Annotated in this window: 8 protein-coding genes; 6 read left to right on the top strand and 2 right to left on the bottom strand. The window is 50.5% G+C overall.

Annotation, left to right across the window (positions count from 1 at the left end):
* Window positions 1-711 precede the first annotated feature (711 nt).
* The gene (gene ytvI, locus BM412_RS16725) at window positions 712-1,833 is read right to left on the bottom strand and encodes a sporulation integral membrane protein YtvI (RefSeq protein WP_091220758.1); all 1,122 of its coding nucleotides are present in this window, start codon (window positions 1,831-1,833) and stop codon (window positions 712-714) included.
* 203 nt (window positions 1,834-2,036) lie between these two features.
* Between ytvI and ppk1 the strand changes: the two genes are divergently transcribed.
* A complete protein-coding gene (gene ppk1, locus BM412_RS16720; RefSeq protein WP_091220755.1) occupies window positions 2,037-4,103 on the top strand; it encodes a polyphosphate kinase 1 in 2,067 nt (688 codons plus the stop codon).
* Here ppk1 and BM412_RS16715 read toward each other — a convergent pair.
* The gene (locus tag BM412_RS16715) at window positions 4,094-5,623 is read right to left on the bottom strand and encodes a Ppx/GppA phosphatase family protein (RefSeq protein WP_091220752.1); all 1,530 of its coding nucleotides are present in this window, start codon (window positions 5,621-5,623) and stop codon (window positions 4,094-4,096) included. The two genes, ppk1 and BM412_RS16715, sit on opposite strands and share 10 nt — an antisense overlap.
* Window positions 5,624-5,923: 300 nt before the next feature.
* On the opposite strand from BM412_RS16715, the gene citZ reads away from it, so the two are divergent.
* From citZ to BM412_RS16690, 5 genes are all read left to right on the top strand, one after another.
* Window positions 5,924-7,036 (top strand): citrate synthase, encoded by a 1,113-nt coding sequence (gene citZ / locus BM412_RS16710; protein WP_091220749.1) that lies wholly within the window; start codon window positions 5,924-5,926, stop codon window positions 7,034-7,036.
* Window positions 7,037-7,227: 191 nt separating this feature from the next.
* A complete protein-coding gene (icd, locus tag BM412_RS16705) occupies window positions 7,228-8,520 on the top strand; it encodes an NADP-dependent isocitrate dehydrogenase (protein ID WP_091220747.1) in 1,293 nt (430 codons plus the stop codon).
* Between the two features lie 139 nt (window positions 8,521-8,659).
* Window positions 8,660-9,601 carry a malate dehydrogenase gene (gene mdh, locus BM412_RS16700; protein ID WP_091220745.1) on the top strand — a complete coding sequence of 314 codons (942 nt, stop codon included), beginning with the start codon at window positions 8,660-8,662 and terminating at the stop codon, window positions 9,599-9,601.
* Window positions 9,602-9,695: 94 nt separating this feature from the next.
* Window positions 9,696-11,930, top strand: a complete 2,235-nt coding sequence (recQ, locus tag BM412_RS16695; RefSeq protein ID WP_091220742.1) for a DNA helicase RecQ — start codon at window positions 9,696-9,698, stop codon at window positions 11,928-11,930.
* Between the two features lie 76 nt (window positions 11,931-12,006).
* The gene (locus BM412_RS16690; protein WP_091220738.1) at window positions 12,007-12,438 is read left to right on the top strand and encodes a hypothetical protein; all 432 of its coding nucleotides are present in this window, start codon (window positions 12,007-12,009) and stop codon (window positions 12,436-12,438) included.
* Window positions 12,439-12,454: the final 16 nt, after the last annotated feature.

Genomic DNA, 12,454 nt, shown 5'->3' with positions numbered 1-12,454 from the left:
AATAGATTTTTCACTTAAAAAAGAAGCTTGGCCAATGGCCAAGCTTCTTAATGTGGCGAGAAATCTAGGTTTGCTATTTAGCTGCGGCAGGGCACGAGAGCAAACTATTTGTATGCACAAGCTTCCGCGATGAGAGCGAATGATGTGTCGTATTCCAACTCTAACGGTTGTGACAGCGGTTATTTGGCATCAATTTGCCCTTTTTATATTCTAACGGTTGCAGGAGAGCTTATTTTAACGTTCTTCAGTGGAAATCGACTAATTTGCTGCAATTAACGTCTCTCACAACCGTTAGACTTTCAAAAAAGGCATATTGTCATCAAATAGACACGCTGACAACCGTTAAAGTTTTGTTTATGAAGCAAAGACATTAAAGTGGCCGCCCAAGACTTCTCGGGCACCACAGAAAGAAGCTTGGCCAAAGGCCAAGCTTCTTTCTCATTTGTTCATGTTTAAAAAACGAGACTCTTTCGGGGAGTCTCGACAGCTTGAGAAGCTTGACCAGAGGCAAGCTTCTTTTCCATCGGAGCGCCAAAACCAAAAGCGTGTCCCGGAGGGACGAAAGCGAGTACTGGGCACGATGTAACTAGGGAGCTGCTCAGCAGCTCCACCGCCAACCTTCCGGGTGTCCAGAGGGACGGGGCCCTCGGGGTCCCCCTTCTAGGGGGATTTAGGGGTCCTTAAAGTTGGGGTCCTAGGGGGATGCTCACCCTACTTCGGCTTCGGCCCACGAACAACAAAATAATACAAATCCTTAAATACATTCGCTCTATGTATCGCCGTTAAGATAACAAGTGAAACCGGGCCGATAATCAGTCCGAGCACGCCGAACAGCTTAAGGCCAACGAACATCGCGATAAGTGTCGGCAGCGGATCAAGGCCGACGCTGGTCGCAAGCACTTTCGGTTCAATCATTTGCCTTGCAACGAGGATGACGCCGTACAGAATCGATAAACTGATTCCGAGCGACACGTCTCCGTAAATAAACGTATACGCGATCCATGGCACCATAACGGCTCCGACGCCGAGATAAGGGAGCAGGTCGACAAGCCCGATCAGCATACCGATCGTCACCGCATAGTCGACGCCTATGATGAGCAGTCCGACGGTTACGACTATGGCTGTGATGGAAATCATGATGAACTGAGCGCGTACGTAGCCAAACAAAGCTTTTTGTAAATCGACCCAAACAATCGAGGTGGATTTGCGAAGTTCGGCGGGAAACCATTGGGTCATGCGTCTGACATGCTGACTCCAGTCCTTACTAATAAAGAAGGCTGCAAGCAGAACGACGACCATGATGGTAGCCACATTCGGCAGCGAAGTAATGATGCTAACGATCCCGTTTAAGAAATAGGTTATAATATTGGTACTCGTTTGCGCCAATAAATTGGCGGTGTCGTTAATTTTGGCATTGATCGTTTCATGATAGTTGGGGTTTTCCTGATAGAACGCGTTGAGCTTCTCGATCAGGTTCTGCACTTCCGGCGAAGCGACTACGATTTCGAACTGATCGCGCCACCAGTCAATGGAGCTGCTGAGCGATTTGGACAAATGAATGATTTCCACCACGATGCGTGTCACCAGGGCGGAAACGATGGTCACCATTGCGGCAACAAAAATCAAGAGCGTAAACGTAACGCCGATCCAGCGCGGTACCTTTAATTTCCTTTGCAGCAGGTTAACAAGGGGATTTATGGCGTAGGCAAGCAGCCATCCCAGCAGAAACGGATACACGAGCGGAGTTACATATACGATGGCAAGCACAAATGCTACTAATCCGGCAATGAGCATCAATGTGCGCCAGATTCGCTTCCATATGACACGGTCCATACAGCGATCACTCCTTCAGATTTCGAAACAGGAAAAACTTTCCCCTACTTATTGTATAATTGTAGCATAGGCGATATTTCGTTGTTTATCAAAAAAAAATTAGTCATAAAGGCTCGTCTTTACATCCCATTAACAATAGTTTAATAAGGAACAAACAATCAAACTACATAATTGGGATAATCGACAAGCAGGAGGATCCCGGAATGAACAAAACATTATCACCGTATGTAAACCGTGACTTAAGCTGGGTCGAATTTAATCGAAGAGTGCTCGAAGAGGCACAAGACCCCGATAATCCGCTGCTTGAACGAGCCAAATTTCTTGCGATCGTTTCAAGCAATTTGGACGAATTTATGAGCGTGCGCGTTGCGGGTATACAAGATCAAATGAAAGCAGGCTATACAAAACGGGATTTCACCGGCTATACGCCGGCCGGTTTGTGGAAGCGACTCATGAAACGTACCAATCAGATGGTGGCCGACCAGTACAGAACGTACCGTGAAGTACTGCGCGGATTAGCCAAGGAAGGCATCTGCTTCCGTCCGATTGAAGAATTGAATGCGCAGCAGCTTAAGGCTGTAGATGAATATTTTCACGATATCGTGTTTCCGGTATTGACGCCGATGGCAGTGGATCAGAGCCGCCCGTTCCCGCTGCTCCATACGAAAGAGCTCTATTTGTCCGTAATATTGGGCCGAGAGAATATGCCGGAGGAAGAAGAGCCTTTCTTCGCGATCGTTCAAGTGCCTTCTATCCTGCAGCGATTTATATCCGTTCCGGGTCGGGTGAACAGCAAGAAGAATGAATTTGTGCTCCTTGAAGAACTGATCGAACGGCATATCAACACCTTGTTTAACGGTTATACGACGATAGCGGTGGATCCGTTTCGATTAACGCGCAATGCGGATCTTACGCTGAACGAAGAAGGCGCCGAGGATCTGCTCGAGGAGATCGAGAAGGAGCTTCGACGCCGCAGATGGGGACTTCCGGTTCGTTTGGAGTACGGGAAGGGTATACACCCTTATGCGCTTCAAATGTTGAAGGAAGAGCTTGAGCAGGGGGAAAATGTATTCGAAATCGACGGTCCGCTCGATCTAAGCTTTCTGATGCGTTTTGCCAATTCGTTGACGCCCAGTTATGAATCGTTGTTGTTTGAACGGATTGAGCCGGTGTATCCCCAAGAATTCGAACATGCGGATGATATTTTCTCGGTAATTCGGCAGGAGGATGTGCTTCTGTACCATCCGTATGAGTCGTTTGAGGCGGTAAGCGATTTTGTAGCGGAGGCTGCTGAAGATCCCGACGTACTAGCGATCAAAATGACGTTATATCGGGTCAGCGGTCAATCCGCGCTTGTTCAGGCACTTGCCATGGCGGCGGAGTCCGGAAAACAGGTTACAGTGGTCGTGGAGCTTAAAGCGCGGTTTGATGAGGAGCGGAATATCGCGTGGGCGAGACAGCTTGAGAAAGCAGGCTGTCATGTGGTGTACGGCCTTGTAGGGTTGAAGACACATGCTAAAATTACGCTTGTCGTGCGCAGGGAACAAGGCATGCTGCGTCGTTACGTGCACGTAGGGACAGGTAACTACAATGACAATACGGCCAAACTGTACACCGACATTGGTCTGTTTACATCGCATCCGATTATCGGTGCCGATGCCTCGGCATTGTTTAACGAGGTAACGGGATATTCGTCTCCTTACGAATGGAAAGCATTCGGCGTCGCTCCATCTGACCTGAAGGAGAAGCTGTTCGGTTTGATCGATCGCGAGATCGCCCACGCGGCAGCGGGTAAACCCGCCCATATCATTGCAAAAATGAACAGCCTATCGCATCAAGAAATGATTGATAAGCTGTATGAGGCATCGCAGGCAGGCGTGAAAATCGAGCTGATTATTCGCGGCGTATGCTGCCTTAGACCAGGCGTGACTAACCAAAGCAGCAATATTCGAGTGATCAGTATCGTAGATCGCTTCTTGGAGCATTCGAGAATCATTTACTTCCATAACGGGGGCGAAGAGGAGCTCTACTTATCCAGTGCGGACTGGATGACGCGTAACTTAACCCGCCGCATTGAATTGATGTGCCCTGTATTTGATGCGAGACTGCGCAAAAATTTATTCAATGTGCTGCGGCTTAATTTGGATGACAACAAAAAGGCTCGCGAGCTCCAATCAAGTGGAATCTACGAGCCTGTTCAGAACGATCTTCCGGTTCTGCGGAGTCAGTTTCAAGCGAAAAATATACGCAGATGGAAGACTTATCGGTGATCCGGCGAATGGAGGACGGGAATTAGTCCCCATACCTTCTTGAAGTCGCCTGCAAGCGCGTCGACTTCTTTCCGCTCAACAGAGAGCATGCCTTCGGCGCGAATGGCGCGCAGATGAAGCTTCCCGCCGGCAATTTCGATATGGAGCTTGCCGATGGCTTGGGTTTCACTGCGATCGAGTGCAATGGCCAACTGCAGCAAGGTGCCCAGCTTACAAACGTCATTCACATCTTCTTCGCTGAGCATCGGCTTATAGGCTGCGGCGATCTGCTTGACGCGATTCTTTCCTTTGAAAGAAGCGATGGCTGCACATACAAGCAGCTCTACGTGAGACAGTCCGTTAATATGGGAATTGATCATCAGGTAGAAGGTATGCTTGCGATAATCGTAATAATCGATGCTGGCTCCGATTCGATGCAGAATCGAGGCAACATCGATCAGCTGCCGGGCCTGGACTGGATTTCGCACCTGCGATTGCAACGTATCCATCAAGCTGAGCACGATGCGATTGACCTGTGAGGTATGCTGCATTGGCGCTTCGGGATGCAGGGCAGCCAAATTGTTGACGCTGTACGTAAGGACATCATCCAGTCTCGGACGTTCCGGGAAACGAGTAGCATAGAACAGTCCGTCACGAAGACCTGCCGCACAAACGATGTAATGCGATGCGCCGATAAGCCGATAAATCGTACGCAGAATGGCGATACCCGGGACGATAATATCGACCCTGTCCTTCGACAAGCCAGGCATCTTACTGCGCTTTTCCAGCGGTTCCTTGCGCAGCAGCTCGAATAAATCATCGGTCGATTGACCTAATATCGGGTAGTTATTGGTGCTTTCGAATGGGTATTTGATATGGGCTTGATGTACCTTGCCAAGCGCTCGAACCGTTCCACCAACCCCAATCAGCGGGAGTCCCGGGGTCGTTTTCATCCAATCTTCCCGTTCAACATATTCGGTTACATGCTGCTCAAGCTCGCGAAGCTGCTGATCGGATAACAGGCCGCCCTTGGCAAAGCGGCGGGTCATGCTGACGCAGCCAAACGGGAACGAAACGGCTTGCACCAGCGTGCGGTCTTTGAAAAGGGATACTTCCGTGCTCCCGCCGCCGATGTCGATGAGGAAGCCGTTTTGGATGTCCATGGAATTGATCATGCCGAGAAAACCGTAGCCTGCTTCTTCCTCGCCCGACAGCAATTCGATGGGAAGACCTGTTTTCGCTTCGATTTGGTGCAAGACGACTGTTCGGTTCGCCGCGTTGCGAATCGCCGCTGTTGCGACGGCCCGAATAAGTCCTGTCCGATGATGGGCACAAATGAGTCGAAAGTGGTTAATCATATCTACAAGCTCGTCGATTGTGCGGGAAGGAAATGCACCGTCTTCATCCAATTGATCGCTTAGCCGGGCTGCACGTTTGCTTCCGTCAATGACGCGATGAGCGCCGCCGGAAGTCCGTTCATAGATAACAAGCCGGATCGAGTTGGAGCCGATGTCGATGATGCCAATACGCTGTTCCGTCATAAGTAAGCCCCTTTCGCTGTCGCTGCAAGTCCTAATTCTATTATCACATCTTACCATTTCCACGACAGCGCAATAAAGTGCTTATTTGTGAGGGTAAAAGCATAGAAATTTGGGAAAAATCATTGCAGGAAAGGTGAAGAAAAAACCTTTATGGTGCCGATAAATCAATTTTATGTCCGATTTTGTTCACTTCACGGTCAAAATCCGATATGATTAAGACGACGATACGGAACTCGAATCCAATTATTGTTAATTGTTACTCCATTATTTAAATAAAAAGAGGTCAAAGGAGAGAGAAACATGACAGCAACCAAAGGTCTAGAAGGCATTGTCGCAACGACATCCTCGATCAGCTCGATCATTGATGGCGTACTGACATATCGCGGAATCGACATCGATGATCTTGCGGAGCACGCTTCTTTTGAAGAAGTGGCTTACTTACTCTGGTACGGCAAGCTGCCAAACCAATCCGAACTGGACGAGTTGCTTGGACAACTCAGCGAGTACGCGGCTGTACCGGCAGGGGTGCTGGAACAATTGAAGCTCTACCCTAAAAATACAAATTCGATGGCGGCTCTTCGTACAGCGGTTTCAAGTCTCGCGCTGTTCGACGAATCGGCCAATGATATGTCCCAAGAGGCGAATATCAAGAAAGCCATCAAGATCCAAGCTCAAATCCCTACGCTGGTTGCGGCATTCTCCCGCATTCGCCAAGGTCAAGAGCCGGTAGCACCGAAGAGCGGCGTCTCCATTGCTTACAACTTCCTCTACATGCTAACAGGACAAGAGCCGGATCAAGTAGCTGTTAAAGCACTGGATCAAGCGCTTGTATTGCATGCAGACCACGAGCTTAACGCTTCCACATTCGCAGCACGCGTTACGGTTGCTACGCTGTCGGATATCTACTCCGGCGTAACATCGGCAATCGGCGCTTTGAAAGGTCCTCTTCACGGCGGAGCGAACGAAGCCGTTATGGTTATGCTTGAAGAGATCGGATCTTTCGAGAATGTAGAATCCTACATTAACGCGAAACTTGCGAACAAAGAGAAAATCATGGGCTTTGGTCACCGTGTTTACAAAGGCGGCGATCCACGCGCGAAGCATCTTCAGAAGATGTCCCGTGAGCTTGGCAAACTGACAGGCAACATGGAACTTTACGAAATGTCCGTAAAGATTGAAGAGCTTGTAACCGGTCAGAAGGGGCTGAAGCCGAATGTTGACTTCTACTCCGCATCGGTTTACACAACGCTTGAAATTCCGCGTGACCTGTTCACGCCGATCTTTGCGATCAGCCGTGCATCCGGATGGACAGCGCACATTCTTGAGCAATACGAGAATAACCGCCTGATCCGCCCTCGTGCTGAGTACACAGGACCGATTGACCAGAAAGTAACGCCAATTACACAGCGTTAAGATTGAAGCTGTTATGCGCCAGCAGGCACCGCCTGATGGCGCCTTGCATGCGACGGGGTGCCGGCGCACGACCGCTAGGTTGTGCAGCCGGCTCCCGTCATGTTATGTTTACCGACGTCATTCATTAATCAAGCGTGCGCTTCGAGTCATGCACTCGTGGAGCAACGCATAATCTTAGGAGGAATTCATTCATGCAACTCGAAAAGTTCGCACTACCAACTGAAGGCGACAAAATTACGATCGATAACGGTGTACTTCAAGTTCCTAACAACCCGATCATTCCTTTCATCGAAGGCGACGGCACAGGCCGCGACATCTGGAAAGCGTCCAAGCGTGTTCTTGATGCAGCTGTTGAGAAAGCATACGGCGGCGAGAAGAAAATCGCATGGTACGAAGTATTTGCCGGCGAGAAAGCATTCAACGCTTACGGCGAATGGCTTCCGGCTGACACGCTGACTGCAATCCGCGAATACATCGTAGCGATCAAAGGACCTTTGACTACGCCTATCGGCGGCGGTATCCGTTCCCTGAACGTAGCGCTTCGTCAAGAGCTTGACCTTTATGTTTGCCTGCGTCCTGTTCGTTACTTCGACGGCGTACCTTCCCCGGTTAAACGTCCTGAGCTTGTAAACATGGTTATCTTCCGTGAGAACACAGAGGATATCTACGCGGGTATCGAGTACCAAGAAGGCTCCGCAGAAGTGAAGAAAGTCATCTCCTTCTTGCAAAACGAAATGGGCGTTAACAAAATCCGTTTCCCTGAAACTTCCGGTATCGGTATTAAACCGGTTTCCGCTGAAGGCTCCAAACGTCTTGCACGTGCTGCGATTGAATACGCGCTGAAACACGGCCGTAAATCGTTGACACTTGTTCATAAAGGCAACATCATGAAATTCACAGAAGGCGCGTTCAAGAACTGGGGCTACGAAGTGGCTGAGCAAGAGTTCGCGGACCAAACCTTCACTTGGGGTCAATACGACCGCATCAAAGAAGCAGAAGGCACTGACGCAGCTAACAAAGCACAAAAAGATGCAGAAGCGGCTGGCAAGCTGATCGTGAAAGACGCAATTGCCGACATCGCGTTGCAACAAGTACTGACACGTCCTACGGACTTCGACGTAATTGCAACGCTTAACCTGAACGGTGACTACCTGTCTGATGCACTGGCTGCACAAGTCGGCGGTATCGGTATCGCTCCGGGCGCTAACATCAACTACCTGACTGGACATGCAATCTTCGAAGCAACTCACGGTACAGCTCCTAAATACGCTGACCTTGACGTTGTTAACCCGGGTTCGGTTATCCTCTCCGGCGTTATGCTTCTTGAGCACCTTGGCTGGCAGGAAGCTGCTGATTCCATCTACAAAGGTCTGGAAACGGCAATCAACAACAAAACCGTTACTTATGACTTCGCACGTCTGATGGAAGGCGCAACAGAAGTGAAATGTTCCGCATTCGCTGACGAAATCATCAAACACCTGTAATTCACGAATACGAAGCACGTCCCCTTGGGGTCCTTCTCGTCATGAGGAGGACCCCAAGGGCTTATCCTTTGGAATCCCAGCCGGCTGATGACGGATTTAGACAGGCGTAATCACATTTGTTTAAGGGAGGCCGTTTGTAATGGCGATTAAACGTAATAAAATTACAGTTGTAGGTGCCGGTTTCACCGGTGCTACGACAGCATTGATGCTTGCGCAGAAAGAGCTTGGCGACGTTGTGTTGGTCGATATTCCCCAACTGGAGAACCCGACTAAAGGTAAGGCGCTTGATATGTTGGAATCCACGCCGGTTCTCGGCGTAGACTCCAAAATTACAGGTACTTCCGACTATGCAGATACAGCAGGTTCATCTGTGGTAATCATTACTGCCGGAATCGCTCGTAAACCGGGCATGAGCCGTGACGACTTGGTAAACACCAATGCCGGCATCGTGAAGTCGGTTTGCGAAAACATTAAGACGACCAGCCCGGATGCGTATGTAATCATCCTATCTAATCCGGTCGATGCGATGACTTACGCAGCATACAACACGCTTGGTTTCCCTAAGAACCGCGTTATCGGCCAATCCGGCGTCCTGGATACAGCACGGTATTGCACCTTTATCGCACAAGAGCTGAATGTATCGACGGAAGATGTTCGCGGCTTCGTGCTTGGCGGACACGGCGACGATATGGTACCGCTTGTTCGTTACTCGAATGTAGGCGGCATCCCGATAGAGAAGCTGATTCCGGCTGATCGGATTGAAGCGATTGTGCAGCGTGCGCGTGTTGGCGGCGGCGAAATCGTAAATCTGCTGGGCAACGGCTCCGCCTATTATGCTCCTGCCGCATCGCTCGTTCAGATGACAGAAGCGATTCTGAAGGACAAGAAACGCATCCTGCCGGTAATCGCGCTGCTTGAAGGGGAGTACGGCTATAACAACCTATTCATGGGCGTACCGGTTATTCTGGGCGGTGACGGCATCGAGAAAGTATTCGAGCTGGAGCTTACCGAAGATGAGAAAGCGGCACTGGAGAAGTCCGCTAACTCCGTTCGCAACGTAATCGCGGTTGTTAACGGCTAATAGAGCAAGACACAGCTCATGAAGCACATGAGACCCTGACAGATTTCCCGTCAGGGTTTTGCTGTTTTTAATTTTAAGAAGGAGGTGGCTGCCCATGCATACTGAAGCACAGCAAATGCTGAAGCAAGTTTACGGCTACGACAGCTTCCGCAAAGGACAAAGCGATATCATTGAAGGGGTACTGGCAGGAAAAGATACACTTGCTATACTGCCGACAGGCGGCGGGAAGTCCATTTGTTACCAGCTTCCGGCCATGCTGCTCCCTGGCACGACGATAGTGGTCTCACCGCTCATTTCGCTCATGAAGGACCAGGTGGATACTTTAAACCGCCTGGGAGTACCTGCAGCCTATTTAAACAGCTCCTTAGATGCAGCTGCATATCGCGATGTTGTGAGGCAGACGGCTGAGGGCGTGTACAAACTGCTCTATGTCGCGCCTGAGCGGCTGGACAGCAATATGTTCGACTCTCTGTCGAGCCAGATGCATATCCCGCTAATCGCAATTGATGAGGCGCACTGCGTGTCGCAATGGGGACATGATTTCCGTCCGAGCTACAGACAGCTTGCAGGCTGGATCGGAAGGCTGGAGAACCGACCGCCGGTTGCGGCGTTCACCGCAACGGCGACGCCGGAAGTTGCAGATGACATCGCGTCGATGCTCGGTCTCCGCAAGCCGAATATTTTCATAACCGGTTTTGCCCGGACGAACTTAACGCTCTCCGTTGTGACGGGTACGGATAAACGGAAATTTCTTCGCGATTTCGTTTCGCAGCGGCCCGATCAATCGGGCATTGTCTACACGGCAACGCGCAAGGAAGCGGAGGAAGTGAGTGAGGATTTGAGCCGGCTCGGCATCGCGGTTGGCAAATACCACGGCGGCTTAGGCGATGAGGAACGCGCGGATGCGCAGGAGAAGTTCAGATTCGATGACTACCGGGTTATGGTTGCGACGAATGCGTTTGGCATGGGGATCGACAAGCCGAACGTTCGCTATGTCGTGCACTATCAGATGCCGGGCGATGTCGAGTCGTATTATCAGGAAGCCGGACGTGCTGGCCGTGATGGCGAAGAGAGTGATTGTGTCCTCTTATTCGAACCTCAGGACGTGCAGGTGCAGCGGTTTCTGATCGACAGAAGCACCGGCGATTCGGAGCGGAAGACCGTTCAGCTTAATAAGCTCTATACGATGATGCATTACAGCAGGTCGGAGAAATGTCTGCTGCAGTATATCGTGAAATATTTCGGCGAGTCGGATGTCCCGGAATGCGGAAAATGCAGTAACTGCTTGGACCAAAGCGCGCTAATCGATACGACTGAGGATGCAAGGAAGGCGTTATCCTGCGTGGGAAGGCTCAAGGGCAGATTCGGAATATCACTTGCAGCCAAGGTACTTAAAGGCTCTAGAGAGAAACGGATCGTTGAATTTGGGCTAGACCGACTGTCCACGCATGGACTCATGAGGAGCTGGGCCGAGAAAGAAATTACGGACCTGCTGTACTGGCTTGTGGCAGAGGGTTATTTGCGAATCAGCGAGGGCGAATATCCGACGGTTTCGCTCACGGCGGAAGCTCTGCCCGTACTGGAGGGGAAAGTGACGGTCCATCGCAGACAAAGCGCGGCAGCCAAAAGGAGAGCATCTGAAGGCACGTCTGTCGCATCGGCGAATACGCCGCTGTTCGAAGCGCTGCGGGAGTGGCGCCGAGTTACGGCGGCCAGGGAGCATGTCCCGCCGTTTATGCTGTTTTTTGACGCGGCACTAAGAGAAATTGCAGATCGGCAGCCCGTGAACACAGAGCAGCTGCTTGGCGTGAAAGGCATCGGGGCGGCCAAGGCGAATAAATACGGCAGCGAAGTAATTGCGATCGTAAGAGCGTTTAAAGGAGATGTAACGGCAGAGGCAGGCGGTACGCCATTCTCACAGCCTCCACAGTCCTTTGCTGATTCATACTCGCAGGCGCCTCGCGAAGAGCGTGAGAAGCCTTCTGAGGCGCTCACAGGTGCACTCCAAGCCGAGTTGGAGGGGTTATCAAGCCACATGCAGTCATTAACGCTGCTTGGCCTGGGTCATTCGATCGCCGACATCGCCTCGATACGCGGTATGGGCCGAGTGACGATCGAGAATCATTTGCTGCGATGTGCGCAGGAGGGCGAGGAGCTGGACTGGGATACGTTTATTCCTCAGCACTATGAGGCTAAGATCGTGGAAGCCATCCGGCAGGTAGGGGCAGATAAACTAAAGCCGATCAAGGAAGCGCTCCCGGATGATGTCGAATATTTTGCAATCAAGGCGGTTATGGTGAAGCACCGATTGTCGCCTGCCGCTGAATAAACGGGTTTCTTTGAATTGCCGCGCCGATTTTAGTATACTTGTAAAGATCATAATACAATTTAGGAGGACGTAACGGATGTATGATTTTATGTTGTTTTTGCACGTGCTCGGTGCAGCGGGGATGGGGTTCTATCTCGTATTGCCGCTGATGGTCGGACGCGCATCCAAGCTAGACGGTGCCGGACAAGCAGGCCTTGCCGAAGGTCTTGTTTCGGCAAACCGAATTGCCCAATATTTTCTCGTCCTGCAGCTGCTGACAGGCGGTTACTTGATGTCGCAAAGTGATTATAAAGTAATTTGGATGATTATTGTTACATTGCTGTTCTTAGCTATTGCCGCACTGGGGGGGATTGTGACGAAACCGCTGAAGCGAATTGCAGCTGAGATTCAGAGCGGTCAAAGCGCAACGGCTCATATTGGCAAAGCCCGCGTACTGAGTCTAATCATTCTTGTTATCTATGTTGTAATTCTTTACTTCATGAAATATCCGATTATCAAAACGATGTAAGTCACATTGGAGGGAT

The organism is Paenibacillus sp. BC26 (genome assembly GCF_900116125.1).
Lineage (GTDB): Bacteria > Bacillota > Bacilli > Paenibacillales > Paenibacillaceae > Paenibacillus_Z > Paenibacillus_Z lignilyticus.
Note: the sequence above shows the minus strand (reverse complement) of the source record. Positions and strands in the feature narration are given on the sequence as shown.